The sequence below is a fragment of the Roseobacter cerffii genome (assembly GCF_054226325.1).
In genome coordinates this window covers 2,229,294-2,247,246 of record NZ_CM135757.1, presented here as the reverse complement: position 1 = coordinate 2,247,246, position 17,953 = coordinate 2,229,294, and the positions used below count along the sequence as shown (strand labels likewise).

Sequence of the window (17,953 nt, the reverse complement as noted above, 5' to 3'; positions counted from 1 at the left end):
CGTCAGGTTAAGCGTCTCTCACGTGGGACCCGGGCATATGTCGCAGGGGGCAGACCCTGCTGAGACGGGGAACAGGCAGTGTTCGTCTCAAGAACCAGTCGGGGAAAGCACTGGCCTATGCGCGGCGCGAGATCGCAGGCAGAAATCAGATAAAGGACGGCAGGTGCAGGCCCACCACAAGCATGACGACGAGTGCCATGGCTCCAACCATATCCTGCAAAAGTGTCGCCTGAGACCGTGATGCGATGGATTTGATCTGTGTGAGCATGTCATCTCTCCGTTTGTTGCTTATTTGTTCTCATATTTTTAACCATGTGTAAAGAACTTAATAAGAACATTCGCGAACAAATTTGCGCCAGCACGCTAACCCACTGAGATCAAACGGATCGCCTCCTCCTGCCGCATCAGCCAGAGAAGCAGGCGTGCAGCCTGGCCGCGCGGACTTTCAAGTTTTGGATCATCGGCCAGCAAGCGGCGGGCATCGGTCTGTGCGATCGCCATCAAACCCGCCTGCCGCTCCAGATCAGCAACTCGGAACCTTGGCACGCCGGATTGTGCCGTGCCGATCAGGTCTCCGGCGCCCCGCATCTTAAGGTCCGTCTCCGCGATCACGAAGCCGTCTTCTGTCTCCCGCAGCACCTCCAGACGCTGGCGCCCGCCATCGGAAAGCGGCGCCTGATAGAGCAGCAGGCAGGTGGACGCCGCCTCCCCGCGCCCGACCCGTCCGCGCATCTGATGCAACTGGGCCAGGCCGAAGGTCTCGGCGCGCTCGATCACCATGATTGTTGCGTTCGGCACATTTACGCCAACCTCGATCACCGTGGTGGCCACGAGAACCTTGGTTTGCCCGGCCACGAACTGCGCCATGGCCGCGTCTTTTTCAGCAGACGGCATTTGCCCATGCACGAGACCGACAACCCCCTCGCCCAGGGCCGCCCGCAGATGCTTGAATCGCGCATCAGCCGCGGTCAGATCAACCACCTCGCTCTCTTCCACGAGCGGGCACACCCAATAGCATTGCCGCCCCTCCGCGATCACGGATTGCAACCGCGCAATCACCTCATCCATGCGCGCAGTGCTGATCATCGCGGTCTTGATCGGTTTGCGCCCGGGTGGTTTTTCATCCAGCACAGAGACGTCCATGTCGCCGTATTGCGCCAGCGACAGGGAACGCGGGATCGGTGTCGCCGTCATCACCAGAACATCTGCGCCCTCGCCCTTGCGACCCAGCTCCAGCCGCTGGCGGACGCCGAAGCGGTGCTGCTCATCGATCACCGCAAGGCGCAGGTCGCTGAATTGTACGTCGGCTTGAAAGACCGCGTGGGTGCCGACCAGGATCTTGATGTCCCCCCGTGCAAGGGCGTCGAGCTTGCGCTGGCGCTCCGCTCCCTTGTCACGGCCGGTCAGGACCTCCAAGGCAACGCCCGCGTCCTCCGCGAGGGGCTGCAGCGATTCCATATGCTGCCGCGCAAGGATTTCAGTGGGCGCCATCAGCACCCCCTGCCCGCCAGCCTCGACCGCGCGCAGCAATCCCATGAATGCCACCAGCGTCTTTCCCGCGCCGACGTCCCCCTGCAGCAGCCGATTCATCCGCGTCGGCGCGGCCATATCGGTGTTGATCTCGTTGATCGCGCGGGTCTGTGCCTGCGTCGGGCGGTAGGGCAACGCCGCCAAGACCATCGCTTGCAGCTGCCCGTCGCCTGTGGTTACACGCCCGGGCTTGCGCCGGTCCATGGCCCGCGCCAGAGCAAGGGTCAGTTGATGCGCAAGCAGCTCATCATAGGCCAGCCGTTCTCGCGCGGGGGCCGTTGGTGTCAGATCATCCTGTGCCGTCGGGCTATGCGCCGTCACCGTCGCCGCCACGAAGTCGGGCCAGCCCGCCTGTGCACATTGCGCCGCATCGATCCATTCCGGCATCTTCGGCACCCGCCCCAGCACGCCCCGCGTGGCCTTGAACATGATCTTCTGGGTCACGCCAGCGGTGAGCGGATAGACCGGCTCGAACGGGGGAATGCGGTCGGCCTCCTCCTCAGCCACGATATGATCGGGATGCACCATCTGTGCAATGCCATCAAAGCTCTCGACCTTGCCCGAAACCACGCGGCGGCTGCCTTCGGGCAGTACCTTTTTCCAATAGTCCCCGCGCGCATGGAAGAATACGAGCTGAAAGGAGGTCTGCGCATCTTCGACATGGATGCGATAAGCACCACCCTTGGTGCGCGCAGGCGTGTGTGCGCCCACCTGAACCGTGACAGTCAACGTCGTCGGCAGCACCGCACCCTGGATCGTCTCGCGACGCCTCCGGTCAATGCCGGCATAGGGCAGCGTGAAGAGCAAATCCCGTGGGGCCCGGATGCCCAGGCCCTCCAAATGCGTGGCTGTCTTGGGGCCAACGCCCGCCAGCGTCTGAAGCTCGGAGAACAGGGGGAAAAGCTGTTCAGGCCGTCCGCTCATGCGCCCGCGATCAGCGACAGCCAGCCGTCTTCGTCCAGTGTCTCGATCCCGAGGTCCGCGGCCTTCTTCGCCTTTGAGCCCGCGCCCGGGCCTGCAACAACAATGTCCGTCTTGGCCGAGACTGAGCCCGAGACCTTGGCCCCCAACCGCTCGGCGCGCGCCTTGGCCTCCGCGCGCGTCATCTTCTCTAGCGTTCCGGTAAACACAACGGTCTTGCCGGCAACCGGGCTGCCATCGGTATCCGGTCGTGTCACAGGTTGCACGTCCAGCTCTGCGATCAGCCGGTCGATGGAGGCGCGCTCCGCCGGCTGCGCCAGCGTCTGGACCAGCGAGTTGGCCATCACCACACCCACACCGTCGATATCTATAAGGTCGTGCCAGGCCGCAGCATCCGTATCCTGTGCTGCGTGCATTGCGGCGTCAAACGCATCCCACTCGGAATAGTGCAGCGCAATCATGTTGGATGCCGCTTCGCCGACATGTCGAATGCCAAGTGAAAAGATCAGACGAGACAGCGGGATTTTACGTTTATCGTCAATGGCATCGAAGAGGTTCGTTGCAGACTTCTCGCCCCATCCTTCGCGATTCTTGAGCTGTTGCACGCCAGAACCATAGCGACCGCGCAGCGTGAAGATGTCGGCGGGCTCCTTGATCCAGGCGTCTGCATAGAATTGTTCGACCTGCTTGGCACCAAGACCTTCGATGTCGAACGCCGCCCTCGAGACAAAGTGTTTGAGCTTCTCCACCGCCTGCGCAGGACAGATCAGACCGCCGGTGCAGCGCCGCACCGCATCGCCCGGCTCGCGCAGGGCCTCGCTGTTACACTCGGGGCAACGGGTGGGGAAGACGTAAGGCCGCGCATCCTTTGGCCGCTTCGAGAGGTCCACATCCGCGACTTTCGGGATCACATCTCCTGCGCGGTAGACCTGCACCCAGTCGCCCTCGCGGATATCTTTACCGCCGCGAATCTCGGCGCCCTTGTTGTCACGTCCCGCGATGTAATCTTCGTTGTGCAGTGTGGCGTTGGAGACGACGACGCCGCCGACGGTGACCGGATGCAGCCGCGCAACCGGCGACAGCGCGCCGGTGCGCCCCACCTGAATGTCGATCGAATCCAGCCGCGTCCAGGCCAGTTCCGCGGGAAATTTGTGCGCAATGGCCCAGCGTGGCGTCGTTGATCGAAAGCCCAGACGCTCCTGCAGCGCCAGGTCATCGACCTTGTAGACCACCCCGTCGATGTCATAGCCCAGCGTCGCGCGTTGTGCCTCGATCACCGCGTAATGGGCGATCAGCTCTTCAGGGCCGTCGCATCGTCGGGCCAGCGGATTGGTTCGAAACCCCATATCCGACAGGCGCTCGATTGCGCCCATCTGGGTTTCCGCCAGTGGGGCCGACAGCGCGCCCCAGGCATAAGCAAAAAAGCGGAGCGGCCGTGCGCGCGTGATGTCCGCATCCAACTGGCGCAAAGACCCAGCAGCGGCGTTGCGTGGATTGGCGAAGGTCTTCCTGCCGGTCTCCGCCTGTCGCTTATTCAACGCTTCGAAGTCCGGATGCGACATGTACACCTCGCCGCGCACTTCGAGCACATCAGGCGCCCCGGAAATCTCCGTCGGGATATCTGAGATGGTGCGCGCATTTGCGGTCACATTTTCGCCGATACGACCGTCGCCGCGGGTCGCGGCCTGGACCAGCTTGCCCCCTTCATAGCGCAGAGACAGAGATAGCCCGTCGATCTTCGGTTCTGCGGTGTACATCAGCTTGGTGTCGTCGCTAAGGCCCAGGTACCGGCGAATGCGTGTGTCGAAATCAGCGATATCCGCGCCATCGAACCCGTTGGACAGCGACAGCATCGCGACGGCGTGGGTGACCTTGGAGAACCCATCCGCCGGCGCCGCCCCGACCTGATCGGACGGGCTGTCGTCGCGCTTCAGATGCGGAAACCGCGCTTCAATCGCGGCATTGCGCTGCTTCAGCGCGTCGTAGTCGGCATCCGATATGTCTGGATCATCATCGCTGTGATAGGCGGTGTTTGCCTTGGCCAAAAGCTCGAACAAGCGGGCGAGCTCCGCGGTCGCCTCCGCCTCGGTCAATTCGTCGATATCTTGTACAGACGCCAAGACCTGCCCCTTTTCCATGTCGCCCATCTGACTAGATATGCGCAGGTCCGGATCAGGTCCAGTTCATTTCGCGGAAGGTGGTGGTTGCTCTGGTCCGGCGCCAGCCCCCTGGGCCGGACCACATCGCTGCTGCTCGTCAGGCGCCTATGGCAAGGCGTTGTGGGTCATCTGCCTGGCTGGGTTCCGGATCGCGCAGCACGTAGCCGCGGCCCCAGACCGTCTCGATATAGTTTTCACCGCCGGTGGCTGTGCTCAGCTTCTTCCGGAGTTTGCAGATGAAGACGTCGATGATCTTCAGTTCCGGCTCGTCCATGCCACCGTAGAGATGGTTGAGGAACATCTCCTTAGTCAGCGTCGTGCCCTTGCGCAGCGACAGCAGCTCGAGCATCTGGTATTCTTTGCCTGTCAGATGCACTGGCTTGTTGTCTGCGCTGACGGTCTTGGCATCCAGATTGACCGAGATCAGACCGGTGTCGATGACCGACTGCGAATGCCCTTTCGAGCGGCGAATGATCGCGTGGATGCGCGCCACCAGCTCTTCCCGGTGGAACGGCTTGGTCAGGTAATCATCGGCACCAAAGCCAAAGCCCTTGATCTTGTTCTCGGTGTCGTCCGCACCGGAGAGGATCAGGATCGGCGTCTCGATTCGCGACAGGCGCAGCTGCCGCAGCACCTCATGGCCATTCATGTCGGGCAGATCAAGATCAAGCAGGATCAGATCGTAATCATAAAGCTTGGCGAGATCGATCCCTTCCTCTCCCAGATCCGTCGCATAGACGTTCAGATTGGCGTGAGTGAGCATCAGTTCGATGCTTTTCGAGGTCGTGGGGTCGTCTTCCACAAGCAGTACGCGCATGATTTTCTCCGCATCGGGTGTACGTTTTCGTCGGAATTAACCGTGAACAAAAAAGGTTAATCACACGTTACCGTCTGCGATAAACTTACCTTAACAACTTAAGGTTGTCTATATCTTTGTAGCGCTGTGGCTTTCAGAGCATCCTCACCATGCTCCGAAACCGCCTTTACCCACTCGTGAAACTCGTCTTCACTGATCTGATACCGCTTGAGCGCATCGCTCTGCGTGATCAACCCATAGGCGACTCCGCGCACCACCGCAGCCTTGCGGGATGCCACCCAACGTTTTGTATTTGCCGGCGGAAGATCGGCTTGTGTCATCACACTGCCATCGGCCAGTGTCACCGATCTCGGCCCATCCACTTTCTTTAGATACATCACTCATACCCGTTACAACTCAGTCGGGCAGACCTTGACGCGCGGGCCTTAAAGACCGATGAAGCGCCCTCTTGAGAGTAATTAGGATTTTCCTATATTTTCGTCGAACCCCGGAGACGCTTCCAATGCCGCTCGACCACACCGCCCCGCTGAATTCCCTGGGGATTCCCAAGGCGCCCGCTGACACGCGGGTGGTTGTCGCCATGTCCGGCGGCGTCGATAGCTCTGTTGTCGCTGCTATGCTGGCCGAAGAAGGCTATGATGTGGTCGGTGTGACGCTGCAGCTCTACGACCATGGGGCGGCGCTGGCCAAGAAAGGCGCCTGCTGCGCCGGGCTCGATATCCACGATGCGCGGCGCGTGGCCGAGACCATGGGCTTCCCACACTACGTTCTGGATTATGAGAACATTTTTAAGGATGCGGTGATTGACGAGTTCGCCGACAGCTATCTCGGTGGCGCAACGCCGGTTCCCTGCATCCGCTGCAACGAGCGTGTGAAGTTCAAGGATCTGCTGGAGACGGCCAAGGACCTCGACGCGGATTGCATGGCCACGGGCCACTACATCCAGCGCAAAATGGGGGCACACGGCGCTGAGTTGCACGCTGCCGCCGATGCCGCGCGCGATCAAAGCTATTTCCTGTTCTCGACCACCCCGGAACAGCTTGATTTCCTGCGCTTTCCGCTCGGCCATCTCGCCTCCAAGGCAGAGACCCGCGCGCTTGCGGCGAAATACGATCTCGCGGTCGCGGACAAGCCCGACAGCCAGGACATCTGCTTCGTGCCGAACGGCGACTACGCCTCGGTGATCCGCAAACTGCGCCCCGAAGCCGCCGACCCCGGCGAGATCGTGCACGCAGATGGTCGGGTTCTTGGTGCTCATGATGGCGTGATCAACTACACCATCGGTCAACGGCGCGGGCTGGGCATCGGCGGGCTGTCCGAGCCGCTCTACGTGGTCAAACTCGATCCCAACGCCAAACAGGTGATTGTCGGGCCGAAAGAGATGCTGGCCACCCGCACGGTGCCCGTGCGCGAGATCAACTGGCTTGGCGATGCCCCCTTCACCTCCCGCGAGGCCTGGCCGCTCGCGGTCAAGGTCCGCTCGACCCGCCCGCCCACCGAAGCGATCCTGCGCCCGATCAGTGCGACGGAAGCCACTGTCGAGTTGATCACCCCGGAAGAAGGCGTCTCGCCCGGACAGGCCTGTGTGTTCTATGACCCGGAGAGCACGCGCATCTACGGCGGCGGCTGGATTCACAAGGGCTGAGGCGCCCGCGCCACGCACGTGGCGCCTGTTTGGCCCTCAAACGGGCCAAACGCATCCCGTCAGGCGTCAGCCTGTCCTTTTCTCAGAGAGACGCGACAGCACTGCCCGCGCAGCCCGCAGGCCCGGGTCGTCGCCACCTTCGCCCAAGCGCTGCATTGTGACCTCCATCGCCGATTGTTGCGCTTCGGGCGCAGTCATGACCTCAAGCAAGCCCGCCCCGATTTTTTCCGGCGTACAGTCCGGCCCGAGGAAATCTGGCACCACCCGCGTGTCCGACACCAGATTGACCAACGTCACGGTATCCACCAAGGCCATCGCCTTGATGATATGGAAGGACAGCCAGTTCATCTTGTAAGCAATCACCATCGGTGTCCGCGCCGCCGCCAGCTCCAGCGATACCGTGCCCGAGGCTGCCAGCGCCACATCGGCTGCCCGGAAGGCCGCCCGCTTGACCTGCCCCGCTGTGTCGAGGTCCGTCTCACGCGGGTCGAGCACAATCGGCTCAACAGGCCAGCTCCGCACCTTCTCCAGCACAAGCTCCGCCACCGGCCCCGCGGCGGGCACCACGACCCTCAGATCAGGGTGCCGCGCCAGAACCGGCGCAATCGCCTGCCCGAAAATGTCGCCCAACCGCTCCACTTCGCCGCGCCGCGACCCTGGTAGGACCAACAACAGCGGTGCGTCACCGATCCCCTGTGCCGCGCGAAACGCTTGCGCTTCGGCTTCGGAGGCCTGCGGCTCGGCCACCACCGGGTGGCCAACGAAATCGCCGACCATCCCGTCCAGGGTCATCAGGGGCGGCTCGAACGGGAAAAGCGCCAGCACATGGTCGATCACCTTCGCCATCTTCTGCGCGCGCTTCGGTCGCCAGACCCAGACGGTTGGCGCCACGTAATGCACCGTGCGAATCTCGCGCGCCGCCTTCACGCGCTTGGCCACGCGCAGGGAAAAATCCGGGCTGTCAATGGTGATCATCACATCGGGCGCGGTCTCGATCACAGTCTGCGCCGTCTCGTTGATCCGCGCCATCAGCGCGCGGTACTTCGGCAGGATCTCGGCGATCCCCATAACGCTCAATTCTTCCATGGGAAAGCGGCTGACAAGCCCCTGCGCCTGCATCTCGGCGCCGCCGATTCCGTCGAACTGCACATCGGGCTGAAGCGCCTTCAACCCCGCCATCAGCGCGCCGCCCAAACGATCGCCCGAGGGCTCGCCCGCGATGATGAAGACCCGCATCAGTCCGGCGCGCGCGCCCAAAGCACCAGCTCCGCCGCGTCTGCGGCCGCCACCGTTGCTTCAGGCTCCAGAAGGATCACGCCACCCGCCTCCACGACGAGGCCCGCCAGCCCGGCTGACACCAAGGCGGCCACCGTCTCGGGCCCGATGGTGGGCATGTCCACACGCAGGTCCTGGCCGCGTTTGGGGCCTTTCACGAGAATCGCACGTGCCTGTGCGGCCCGCTCCGGCAGCGTTTTCAACATATGGTCGGTCCCGCCGAGCGTCTCGATCCCCCAGATCTGCCCGGCGCCCACCACGCAGCCCTGCCCCACGTCCAACGGTGCCAGGGCGGCCAGCACTTCGCTGCCCCGCGCCATGTCCGAGGTCATCTGATCATCAGGCTGTGCCGTGCTCAACACGCCCGCACCCACCAACAGATCAGGCACCAGGTCATGCGCAGCCCGCACGGTGAACCCCTTCTCTTCGAAGATCCCGATCACCGCGCTCAGCGCGCCGTCATCCCCGGACCCAATCGCCTTCATCAGCGTCGGAACCAGTGGCATCGTGGCCGCGTCAATCGCGCCGGGGTCGACCTGCGGGCGTTCGATGCCGCCGCAAAAACAGACCTCCGAGACCCCGCGCGCCTGCAACTCTGCCAGCAGGCTCCCGATCTGCTCCAGCCGAAAGGTCAGGTCTGCGTCCAACTCGTCGGGTTCGAATCCGGTCAACACACAGACCAGCGGCGTCTCTGGCACGCTGCGCGCGATGCGGGCGGGCAAGCCGCCGCGTCCTGCCACCAACGCCAGCATCAGCCCGGCGTCAGGAAGTGACGGTCGCTTTCGGCAAGGATGAAATCCACGATCTCGAGCACATAATCGCTGGTGGTCTCATCCTTCAACCGACGCGCCCTGTCGTGGAAGGTCCCCTCCCCCTGCGCCAGCATCTGGAAGGCCGCCCGCAGCGCCGTGATGTCCGAGCGCGCGACGCCACGCCGCTTCAGCCCCACAAGGTTCAGCCCGTCGAGCTCGCCGCGTGGGGCCTGTACGAGACCGTATGGAATGACATCGTTCGTCACCATCGTCACCGCTCCGATGATCGCTCCGCGCCCGATGCGCACAAACTGGTGTACCCCCGACAGGCCACCCACGATCACATCGTCCTCGATGATGCAATGCCCTGCTATGGCAACAGAATTGACGATAACGCAGTTGTTGCCGATCATCGCATCATGCGCGATGTGGCAGCCCGCCATGAAGAGATTGTCATCGCCGACGCGCGTCACCCCGCCACCGCCTTCGGTGCCGCAGTTCATGGTCACATGCTCGCGGATGCGGTTGCGCTTTCCGACGATCAGCTCCGTCGCCTCGCCCTTGAACTTCAGATCTTGCGGGATTTCACCGATCACCGAGAACGGAAAGATCACCGTGCCGTCGCCGATCCGGGTCTGCCCGGTGACCACCACATGGCTCTTGAGCTGCACTCCCGGCCCCAGTGTGACCTGCGGCCCGACACAGCAGAAAGGGCCTACGGTCGCCGTGGGATCGATCTGCGCGCCCTCTTCGATCACCGCGCTGGGGTGAATGTTGCTCATCGGCGCTATCCCAGATCCATCATCGCGGTGAACTCGCATTCGGCCGCCATCTCACCGTCAACCGATGCGACCCCACCAAAGCGCCAGACCTTGCCACCGGGCTTACCGCGCAGGGTCTCGACGCGCATTTCCAGCACATCACCGGGGACCACCTTGCGGCGAAACTTGGCCTTGTCGATGGCCATGAAATAGACCTTCATGTTCTGGTCTGCCATCTCCAGCGAGACACCCACCATCACCGCCGCCGTCTGCGCCATGGCCTCGATGATCGTCACCCCCGGCATGATCGGCAGCCCGGGGAAATGCCCCTGGAAATGCGGCTCGTTCATGGTGACGTTCTTGAGGCCCTTGGCCGAGGATGTCCCGTCGATCTCGACCACCTTATCCACCAGCAGGAAAGGATAGCGGTGCGGGATAATCCGCTGGATCAGTTGGATATCTGCATGTGTGGGGGGGCCTGTCTCGGGGGTCGTCATCTCTGCTGTCCTTTTGTCCTCAAGGGCTTGACCCTCTGCCTAACAACTCAAGGGCAGCGGAGCAAGCTTGGCGACTGCACGCTATTCCAGCGGTTCGGTCCCATCGCCCAGCACCGCATTCAGCCGCTCGGTGGCGATATCGGTGATGTCGATCGCGTTGGAGCTGAGAAAGAGCGCGCGCTTGTCCATGATCACAACGGCCCCCGCCTCGCGCATCAACCCTTCGAGCACCGGGGCGGCGGCATTGAGAAAGACATTGCGCCGCTTCTCGAAATCCTGGCTGAGCGAGCGGGTCTTGGCATCCTGCGTGCGCCGTGTGCTCTGCACCTTTTCATCGAAGGCATCCGCCAGGACGCGGAACTCGCCCGCCTCCATCGTCGCGCGCTGTTCGGTCAGCGCCTGCTCCTCGGCTTCGAGCTCGTCTTCGATGCGCCGGTTCTCGGCTGCAAGCTCGGCGCCCCGCGCTTCGAACTCCGCGACGGTCTGCTGGCCGAAGTCACTGTCGGAAAACAGCCTGTCGGAATCGATGGTCAGGATCGGGCTCTGAACCGGCCCGATCCGCTGTTGCTGCGCGCCCGCCTCCCCCGGCACAAGCCAGGCTGCGAGAACAAGCGCGAGGCTGGCGGCGAGCCGTCTCACCGGCTCAGAAGGTCGTGCTCAGCGTCAACTCGAAGGTCTGATCGCGGTCGAAGTCCTCTTTTCGAATCGCATCCGTGAAGTTGAACCGCAGCGGGCCGACGGGCGTGTCCCAAAGGATCGCAAAGCCGATCACATGCCGGAACGATCCCCCCTCGCCGACAATCGTGCCGCCGGTGGTGTTCACATCGCTCAGATCCCAGAAGTTGCCGACATCATAGAACAGACCGCCGGTGATCCCATACTCCTCGGGCAGACCCAGCGGAAACTCCGCTTCGAACCGTGCTGCCACATAGAGGTTGCCGCCCAGCGGGTCCTCCCCGCTCACCGAGAGGTCACGTGGCCCGATACCACCGGGCTCGAAGCCGCGGATGATATTGGTGTTGTTGAGGAAGCGGTCGACCGCGCGGTTGGTCCCGTCGCTCCAGGTCAGTGCGCCGCCTTCCAGCGAGGCGCGCAAGGTCACCTCTTCGTTGAAGACACGCGTCTCACCGATCGCCCGCGCCACCGTCTGGATGTACTGCGTATCGCCACCCAGACCTGCGAAGTCCTGCGAGAATTGCAGCAGGTAGCCGGAGTTCGGATCAAGCCCGCCAATGCGCGTGTCATAAGTGAACTCATACCCGATGGAGCTGCTGGTCTGCTCGCCCACCGCGATCTCGTTGCCGATCACCACGCCGTTCTCGGGCGTTTCGCGCGCCGTCATCTCCGATTGCTCGATGGTGTACCGCAGCTGCAGGCGCGTGTTGTCCCCGACGGGGAAGGTCAGCGACGGCTGCAGCAGAATGCGCTCGGTGTCATAGGTCGTGAAGGAACTGTCGGTGTTTGCCAGATCGGCGCGCAGGCCAAAGGTCAAATCACGGCCCAGGAACGCAGGCTCCTGGAAGTTGATGCCGTAACGTTCGGAATCCTCCGCCGTCGACACGCTGATGCTCAGCCGCTGGCCCCGGCCCAGGAAGTTCTCTTCCGCAAAGCGGATCGCAAAGCCCAGACCATCGTTGTTCGAAAAGGACGCACCGAAGCTGAAGGAGCCGGTCGGCGCCTCTTCCACGTCCACATCCACGACCACCTGATCCGGGGTCGAGCCTTCGCGGGCGTTCACTTCCGCCGTCTCGAAATACCCCAGCGCACGAATACGCTCCGCCGCTTCACGGATTTCGCGCGGGTTGAAGGGGTCACCCTCGACGCTGCGGAATTGCCGCCGGATCACCTGGTCGAGCGTGGTGGTATTGCCCTCGATATCGATCCGCTCGACAAAGACGCGCGGGCCGCGGGTCAGCACATATTCGATGTTGAGAGCCAGGTTGCGGTCATCTCGCGTCACCCGAGGCTCAACCCGCAGGAAATCCACACCGTCGCGCAGCGCCTGCCGCTCCATCCGGGCGATGTCGTTTTCGATCAGCGTCGGGGAATAGATCACGCCGGGTCTGATCTTCGCGATGTCCAGATACACGTCCGAATCCGCACCTGGCACATTGCTTGTCACCGTGATCTCGCCAAAGCGGAAGCGCTGGCCTTCCTGCACGTTGAACACTAGGAAATAGCCATCACGCTCTTCGGTCAGCTGTGCGTTCACCGAATTCACGCGAAAATCGATGTACCCCCGCGACAGGTAGAAGTCGCGCAGCAACTGGCGGTCAAACTCGATGCGGTCTTCAATGAGCGAGTCCGCCCGGACGAACGCCCGGAAGAACCCGGCTTGTTTGGTGTCGAGCACCCGGCGCAACCGCCGGTCCGAGAATTCGCGGTTGCCCACAAAACTCAGCCGCTCGATTTCGATGTTGTCACCTTCGAAAATCTCGAAGACCAGATCAACGCGGTTGTCAGAGCGGCGGATGATCGTGGGCGTCACCCTCGCCGAAAGCCGCCCTTCAATGGCATAGGCATCGGCGATGAGCTCGGCGTCCCGCTCCGCCTGCGCGGGGTTGAAGACGCGCCGCTCGTTCGAGTTGATCGCAGCCGCCAGCGCGTCGTCATCAATGCGCCGGTTGCCTTCGAAACTGATGCGGTTGATCGTCGGAAATTCGACAACGGTGATGCGCAGGCTAGTGCCGCTGGGCGCAAAATCCACATCCTCGAAAAGCCCGGATTCCACCAGCCGCTGCAGGGCCGCGTTCAGCTCGGCTGCGCTCACCGTCTGCCCGGGCGCGATTCCGGCCCGTGTCAGGATCGCCGCATCGCCAACCCGCAGGTTACCGTCCACCGTGATGTTGCTGAGCGTGAATTGCTGCGCCTGAACCGGCGTTTGCTGCGCGATCCAAAGTGCTGAAAATGCCAGAAAAAACGCAAAGCCGCGCAGCATGCCCTTTACGGAAATGCTGCGCCCGAAAGCGCGCGGGCTTCTGCCCCGATAACCCCAGTTCATGACCTGCCCCGTCCTCAGAGATTTATGACCATCTGAGTACCGGCAAAGGCACGTCTTGTCAAAACCATGTGGTCAGAAAGTGTCAGATCACTACATGCGCGCTTTTGTGCCGAAACATCCCGGCCCGGCGACGCGCAATGTGAAGGTCGAAACCCTGATCAGCCGAAGGCGGCGCTGATCCATGCACCAGCGCAGAGCGACAGCGTGATCATGCCCAGATAGAGCACACGATCCCAGTTGAGATCCATCAGAAGGCTCAGGCCACGATAGCTGTTGTGAATCGCTCGCATTGCGTTTCTCCGTTTCGATACCTCCTACGTACCGGCGAATTGCGGCCTCAGTTGGATCAAATGTGGCAAAACTTGGGCAATTGCCCGCGCTCTCGGTCAGGGACAGAAGATATCGTTGGCCAGCGCGAAGATCATCAGCGTCAGCACCGTCGCGAGACCGATGCTCATCAACACCCGCAGCGCCCGGTCGCTGGGCGGTTTGCCCGCCACCGCCTCATAGGCGTAGAACACTAGGTGCCCGCCATCGAGCGCCGGCACCGGGAAGAGATTGAGCAGTCCCACCGCCGTGCTCAGCACCGCGATGAACCAGATGAAAGACTGCGCGCCTTGGCTGGCCATCGCCCCTGAGGTCTGTGCGATGCCAATCGGGCCGCTCAGATTACAGGTGCTGATTGCACCGGTGATCATATGACCCAACCCGCTCAGCGAGCCTTCGATGATCCGCCCGGTCTGGCGCACACCGCTGGCCAGCGCCTCGCCGATGCCCGGCGTTTCCGTCGCGGGCTCAAAGGCCAGACCGCCTGCAATGCCGATCCGCCAATGGGTGGCAAACCCGCCGCCCGGCTGCGGCTCATCGACCCGTTTGGGGGTCAGCGTCACGTCAATCTCGTCGCCGCCGCGCCAGACGCGCAGCGCCAGTGGCGCGCCATTGCCCCCCTCCACGCGCTCTTTCAACTGGTCAAAGGCGAAGATCGGGTCGCCATCCACCGCGATGATCACATCATCCACTTCCAGACCCGCGCCCATGGCCGCACTCTGCGGGCTCACCGCCGAGACAAGCGGCGGCAGCAGATACGCCCCCGGCACCACAGCCTCATCGCCATCGCGCCGGATCAGATAATCAAGCATCGGCTCCTGCGGCAGCGCTTCGATAAAAGCGGAATAGGCCTCTGCATCCTCTGCGCTCGGGATGGTGGCGCCGTTCACGCCGATCACCTCGTCGCCAACTTCGAGCCCGCGGTCCGCCACCGGCAACGCCCGCAACTCGCCCACTGTCAACGGGTCGCGCGACACGCCGCTGGTCGCCACCACCGCGGCAAACACAATGATGGACAGCACGAAATTGAAGATTGGCCCTGCCGCAACAGTGGCCGCCCGGGCCCAGAGCGGCGCCCCATGCATCGTCGCCCGGAGGCGCTCAGGGTCCGCTTCCGCCTCGGCCATCGCCTCTTCATCCTTGCCCGAGGCGGCATTCGCATCGCCCGCGAACTTCACGTAGCCGCCGAACGGCAGAGCTGCGATCTGCCACTGCGTGCCGCGCCGATCCACCCGCGACCAGAGCACCGGGCCGAAGCCAACCGAGAAGACATCCGCGTGGATGCCCGACCACCGGCCAACGATGTAATGGCCATACTCATGGATCGCCACGATCACCGAGAGCGCCAGCACAAAGGCCGCGATGGTCCAGACCAACCCGCCAAACTGCGGGATCAACGCGAAAATATCCAAGATCTACCCTGCTCTGCTGTGAATGACCGCACGCGCCGTCTGTCGTGCCACATGGTCGACTTCGGCCACGTTATCAAGGGTCATGGTGGCATCAATATGACCGGGTGTCGCTGACATCTGCGTCAGAACCTCTTCGACAATGATGGCCATCTCGTTAAAGCCGATCTCTTCAGCGATGAAGGCATCGAGCGCGCTTTCCTTGGCCGCATTGAAGACCGCACCGGCCAAGCCGCCGGTCTCCATCACCTCGCGCGCCAGCCGCAACGCGGGCCAGCGCGTCTCGCAGGGCGCACGAAAACTGAGCTGGCCGATCTGCGCCAGGTCGAGCCGCTCCACCGGCAGATCGCGCCGCTCGGGCCAGTGTAACGCATAGCCGATGGCGTGGCGCATGTCCGGCGGGCCCACATGCGCCATCAGTGCGCCGTCACGGAATCCGACCATGGCGTGGATCATGGATTCGGGATGCACCAGCACCTCAATCTGCGCGGGCGCGACGCCAAAAAACTCACGTGTTTCAATCAGTTCCATCGCCTTGTTAAACATGGATGCGGAATCGATGGTGATCCGCTGGCCCATGTCCCAGTTCGGATGGTTGGAAGCTTCGGCCAGCGTGGCTTTTGCCAGGTCCTCGATGGGCCAGTCGCGGAACGCGCCACCGCTGGCGGTGATGATCACCCGCTCCACCGCGGCCATATCTTCACCAACCAGCGCCTGAAAGACCGCCGAATGCTCGCTGTCCACCGGCAAGAGCCGCGCGCCCTGCGCCTTGGCCGTCGAGAGCATCAGCTGCCCTGCACAGACAAGCGATTCCTTATTGGCCAGCGCCAGCGTGCTGCCTTGTTCCAGTGCTGCAAGCCCCGGGGCCAGCCCTGCCGCGCCCACGATCGCCGACATCACCCAGTCCGCCGGGCGGCTGGCCGCTTCGGCAATTGCCGCCGTGCCTGCTGCGGCCTTGATACCGCTGCCCTCCAGGGCCGCGCGCAGATCTTCGAGCAAATGATCCTGCGCGGTCACGGCGATCTCGGCTTTCAGCCGCCGCGCATCCGTCGCCAGCTGCGCGATGTTACTGGCGCCCGTCAGGGCCACGACCTGATAATCGTCCGGCGCGCGCGCAATCAAATCGATGGTGTTCTGACCGATGGAGCCGGTGGCGCCGAAGATGCTGACCCGGCGCATGGCTATCGCAGCATGACGGTGGAGCCGATGAGCGGCCCCCCGATGATCAGCAGGAAGATCGCCGCGCCCAGCATCCCGTCAAACCGGTCGAGCAGCCCGCCGTGGCCGGGAATGAGGTTCGAGCTGTCCTTCACACCAACCCGCCGTTTGATCGCGCTCTCCGCGATGTCGCCCATCTGGCTGGCCATCGAAACAGCCACCGAAATCCCGATGAGCTGCGGCCCGGCGCCGGTGTTGGCCATGAAAAACGCACCGACGATGGCGGCACCAACCCAGCCAAACCCGGTGCCGGCCCAGGTTTTCTTGGGGCTCACGCGCGGCCAGAACTTCGGCCCACCGATCATGCGCCCGGCGAAATAGCCCACCACATCGGTCGCCACCACCACGAGCACCATCCAGAGCATCCAGTTGAAACCCAGCGTGTCGCGCACCGCCATCATGCCGAACCCGGCGAGCAGCACCATCACCGTGAACACCATGTAGATCGTGCGGAACTGGCTGAGCTGGCCAAACCCGACCAGCGCCGACGCGAGCAGGATCGGCAGCGCAAAGCCCGCAGGCAGATAGCTCGCAAGTAAAAGCGCAGCGCCAGCCAGCGCCCCGAGCTGCAGCGGCGCGTTGGCCGGGGCGCGAATCATCGCAGCCAGTTCCCAGACCATGATCCCGCAGATCGCGGCCACCATCACGTGAAAGACATGCCCCCCGGCCCAAACCCCTGCAAGGCCCAGCACCACCATGGCCGCGCCCGAACCCATGCGCGTCGCCAGGTCCGACCACTTCTCCCCCACCTCGGCCACGCGCCGCTTACCCTTTCACGCCGCCATAGCGGCGATCGCGGCCGCCGAAGGCCGCGCAAAGGTGCTGGAATTCATCCCGGGTGAAATCGGGCCAGAGCGTGTCAATGAACTCATATTCGGAATAGGCCGACTGCCAGAGCAGAAAGTTCGAAATCCGCGCCTCTCCGCTGGTGCGGATCACCAGATCCGGGTCCGGCAACACATGGGTGTCGAGATAACGCGGCAGCGTTTCCTCATCCACGTCATCGGGGTTGAGCTTGCCCTCGGCCACATCCGCCGCCAGCCGCTTGGTGGCCCGCGCCACCTCGTCCCGCCCGCCATAGTTGATGGCGATGGTCAGATGCACCCGCGTGTTCTGCTGCGTGGCGGTCTCAAGATCGCTCATCATCTCGATCAGCTTCTTGTCGAGCCGCACCCGGTCTCCGATGAACCGCACCCGCACGCCCGATTCCACCAGCGCCCGCGTTTCCTTGATAATATAGCGCCGAAAAAGGCTCATCAGCCCCGCAACTTCGACCTGCGTGCGCTTCCAGTTCTCGGTCGAGAAGGCGAAGATCGTCAGGTAATCGACACCGATCTGCGGACAGCACTCGACAATCTCACGCACGCGCCGCGCGCCAGCATGATGACCATAGAGCCGGGGCCGCCCGCGCTGTGTGGCCCAGCGGCCATTGCCATCCATGATGATCGCCACATGACGCGGACATCCCGGGATCAGGTCGACTTGGGGTTGGGGCATGCCCGCCATAATGGTCTCCTGTGGGGTGCGCGCCTGACCGTCAGGCGGCTCCGAGGGGGGAAGATGCGCCCGCTCCCGGGCGCTCTACCAGAGTTTGTTGACGCGCATGTATCGCATCAGGGATCGCGTCGAGGTCCTCGCAAA

At 63.1% G+C, this 17,953-nt stretch carries 17 protein-coding genes; 1 reads left to right on the top strand and 16 read right to left on the bottom strand.

The annotated features are described in order from the left end of the window. Positions 1–145: 145 nt before the first annotated feature. The 5 genes from ACVC7O_RS10865 to sciP form a co-directional block, all read right to left on the bottom strand. Positions 146–268 carry a hypothetical protein gene (locus tag ACVC7O_RS10865; RefSeq protein WP_458322157.1) on the bottom strand — a complete coding sequence of 41 codons (123 nt, stop codon included), beginning with the start codon at positions 266–268 and terminating at the stop codon, positions 146–148. Between the two features lie 95 nt (positions 269–363). Continuing rightward, positions 364–2,454, bottom strand: coding sequence for an ATP-dependent DNA helicase RecG (gene recG, locus ACVC7O_RS10860; RefSeq protein WP_458322156.1), 2,091 nt, complete (start codon positions 2,452–2,454; stop codon positions 364–366). Continuing rightward, a complete protein-coding gene (ligA, locus tag ACVC7O_RS10855) occupies positions 2,451–4,589 on the bottom strand; it encodes an NAD-dependent DNA ligase LigA (protein WP_458322155.1) in 2,139 nt (712 codons plus the stop codon). Before ligA ends, recG begins: the two co-directional genes overlap by 4 nt. Before the next feature lie 118 nt (positions 4,590–4,707). Next, positions 4,708–5,427, bottom strand: a complete 720-nt coding sequence (gene ctrA / locus ACVC7O_RS10850; RefSeq protein ID WP_458322154.1) for a response regulator transcription factor CtrA — start codon at positions 5,425–5,427, stop codon at positions 4,708–4,710. Between the two features lie 98 nt (positions 5,428–5,525). After that, the gene (sciP, locus tag ACVC7O_RS10845; protein ID WP_458322153.1) at positions 5,526–5,804 is read right to left on the bottom strand and encodes a CtrA inhibitor SciP; all 279 of its coding nucleotides are present in this window, start codon (positions 5,802–5,804) and stop codon (positions 5,526–5,528) included. A gap of 125 nt (positions 5,805–5,929) precedes the next feature. Here sciP and mnmA point away from each other — a divergent pair, with 125 nt between their 5' ends. Next, on the top strand, positions 5,930–7,072 hold the full coding sequence (mnmA, locus tag ACVC7O_RS10840) for a tRNA 2-thiouridine(34) synthase MnmA (protein WP_458322152.1): 1,143 nt from the start codon (positions 5,930–5,932) through the stop codon (positions 7,070–7,072). A 66-nt stretch (positions 7,073–7,138) separates the two neighbouring features. Here the strand turns inward: mnmA and lpxB are convergent, their stop codons facing one another. The 11 genes from lpxB to uppS all read right to left on the bottom strand — a co-directional run bounded on the left by lpxB (position 7,139) and on the right by uppS (position 17,818). Further along, positions 7,139–8,308 (bottom strand): lipid-A-disaccharide synthase, encoded by a 1,170-nt coding sequence (gene lpxB, locus ACVC7O_RS10835; protein WP_458326075.1) that lies wholly within the window; start codon positions 8,306–8,308, stop codon positions 7,139–7,141. Continuing rightward, positions 8,308–9,099 (bottom strand): LpxI family protein, encoded by a 792-nt coding sequence (locus tag ACVC7O_RS10830; RefSeq protein ID WP_458322151.1) that lies wholly within the window; start codon positions 9,097–9,099, stop codon positions 8,308–8,310. The genes lpxB and ACVC7O_RS10830 overlap by 1 nt, the downstream gene beginning before the upstream one ends. After that, complete coding sequence (gene lpxA, locus ACVC7O_RS10825; RefSeq protein ID WP_458322150.1) at positions 9,099–9,881, bottom strand: acyl-ACP--UDP-N-acetylglucosamine O-acyltransferase; 783 nt, start codon at positions 9,879–9,881, stop codon at positions 9,099–9,101. The genes ACVC7O_RS10830 and lpxA overlap by 1 nt, the downstream gene beginning before the upstream one ends. A 5-nt stretch (positions 9,882–9,886) precedes the next feature. Beyond that, positions 9,887–10,357, bottom strand: a complete 471-nt coding sequence (fabZ, locus tag ACVC7O_RS10820) for a 3-hydroxyacyl-ACP dehydratase FabZ (protein ID WP_458322149.1) — start codon at positions 10,355–10,357, stop codon at positions 9,887–9,889. An 81-nt stretch (positions 10,358–10,438) separates the two neighbouring features. Beyond that, on the bottom strand, positions 10,439–10,996 hold the full coding sequence (locus ACVC7O_RS10815; RefSeq protein WP_458322148.1) for an OmpH family outer membrane protein: 558 nt from the start codon (positions 10,994–10,996) through the stop codon (positions 10,439–10,441). A gap of 4 nt (positions 10,997–11,000) precedes the next feature. After that, on the bottom strand, positions 11,001–13,358 hold the full coding sequence (bamA, locus tag ACVC7O_RS10810) for an outer membrane protein assembly factor BamA (protein ID WP_458322147.1): 2,358 nt from the start codon (positions 13,356–13,358) through the stop codon (positions 11,001–11,003). Between the two features lie 158 nt (positions 13,359–13,516). Next, on the bottom strand, positions 13,517–13,648 hold the full coding sequence (locus tag ACVC7O_RS10805) for a hypothetical protein (protein WP_458322146.1): 132 nt from the start codon (positions 13,646–13,648) through the stop codon (positions 13,517–13,519). A gap of 96 nt (positions 13,649–13,744) precedes the next feature. Continuing rightward, complete coding sequence (gene rseP, locus ACVC7O_RS10800) at positions 13,745–15,097, bottom strand: RIP metalloprotease RseP (RefSeq protein ID WP_458322145.1); 1,353 nt, start codon at positions 15,095–15,097, stop codon at positions 13,745–13,747. Positions 15,098–15,100: 3 nt separating this feature from the next. Further along, positions 15,101–16,273, bottom strand: coding sequence for a 1-deoxy-D-xylulose-5-phosphate reductoisomerase (gene dxr, locus ACVC7O_RS10795; RefSeq protein WP_458322144.1), 1,173 nt, complete (start codon positions 16,271–16,273; stop codon positions 15,101–15,103). Between the two features lie 2 nt (positions 16,274–16,275). Beyond that, a complete protein-coding gene (locus ACVC7O_RS10790) occupies positions 16,276–17,010 on the bottom strand; it encodes a phosphatidate cytidylyltransferase (protein WP_458326074.1) in 735 nt (244 codons plus the stop codon). A gap of 67 nt (positions 17,011–17,077) precedes the next feature. Further along, positions 17,078–17,818, bottom strand: a complete 741-nt coding sequence (uppS, locus tag ACVC7O_RS10785; protein WP_458322143.1) for a polyprenyl diphosphate synthase — start codon at positions 17,816–17,818, stop codon at positions 17,078–17,080. Positions 17,819–17,953: the final 135 nt, after the last annotated feature.

Coding starts and splice junctions, on each gene's coding strand:
- sciP (WP_458322153.1), bottom strand. CDS start 5,804: ATGTATCTAAAGAAAGTGGATGGGCCGAGATCGGTGACACTGGCCGAT.
- ACVC7O_RS10830 (WP_458322151.1), bottom strand. CDS start 9,099: ATGCTGGCGTTGGTGGCAGGACGCGGCGGCTTGCCCGCCCGCATCGCG.
- bamA (WP_458322147.1), bottom strand. CDS start 13,358: ATGAACTGGGGTTATCGGGGCAGAAGCCCGCGCGCTTTCGGGCGCAGC.
- uppS (WP_458322143.1), bottom strand. CDS start 17,818: ATGGCGGGCATGCCCCAACCCCAAGTCGACCTGATCCCGGGATGTCCG.
- ligA (WP_458322155.1), bottom strand. CDS start 4,589: ATGGAAAAGGGGCAGGTCTTGGCGTCTGTACAAGATATCGACGAATTG.
- ACVC7O_RS10865 (WP_458322157.1), bottom strand. CDS start 268: ATGCTCACACAGATCAAATCCATCGCATCACGGTCTCAGGCGACACTT.
- recG (WP_458322156.1), bottom strand. CDS start 2,454: ATGAGCGGACGGCCTGAACAGCTTTTCCCCCTGTTCTCCGAGCTTCAG.
- lpxA (WP_458322150.1), bottom strand. CDS start 9,881: ATGAGCAACATTCACCCCAGCGCGGTGATCGAAGAGGGCGCGCAGATC.
- dxr (WP_458322144.1), bottom strand. CDS start 16,273: ATGCGCCGGGTCAGCATCTTCGGCGCCACCGGCTCCATCGGTCAGAAC.
- ACVC7O_RS10790 (WP_458326074.1), bottom strand. CDS start 17,010: ATGGTGGTGCTGGGCCTTGCAGGGGTTTGGGCCGGGGGGCATGTCTTT.
- lpxB (WP_458326075.1), bottom strand. CDS start 8,308: ATGCGGGTCTTCATCATCGCGGGCGAGCCCTCGGGCGATCGTTTGGGC.
- fabZ (WP_458322149.1), bottom strand. CDS start 10,357: ATGACGACCCCCGAGACAGGCCCCCCCACACATGCAGATATCCAACTG.
- mnmA (WP_458322152.1), top strand. CDS start 5,930: ATGCCGCTCGACCACACCGCCCCGCTGAATTCCCTGGGGATTCCCAAG.
- ACVC7O_RS10805 (WP_458322146.1), bottom strand. CDS start 13,648: ATGCGAGCGATTCACAACAGCTATCGTGGCCTGAGCCTTCTGATGGAT.
- ctrA (WP_458322154.1), bottom strand. CDS start 5,427: ATGCGCGTACTGCTTGTGGAAGACGACCCCACGACCTCGAAAAGCATC.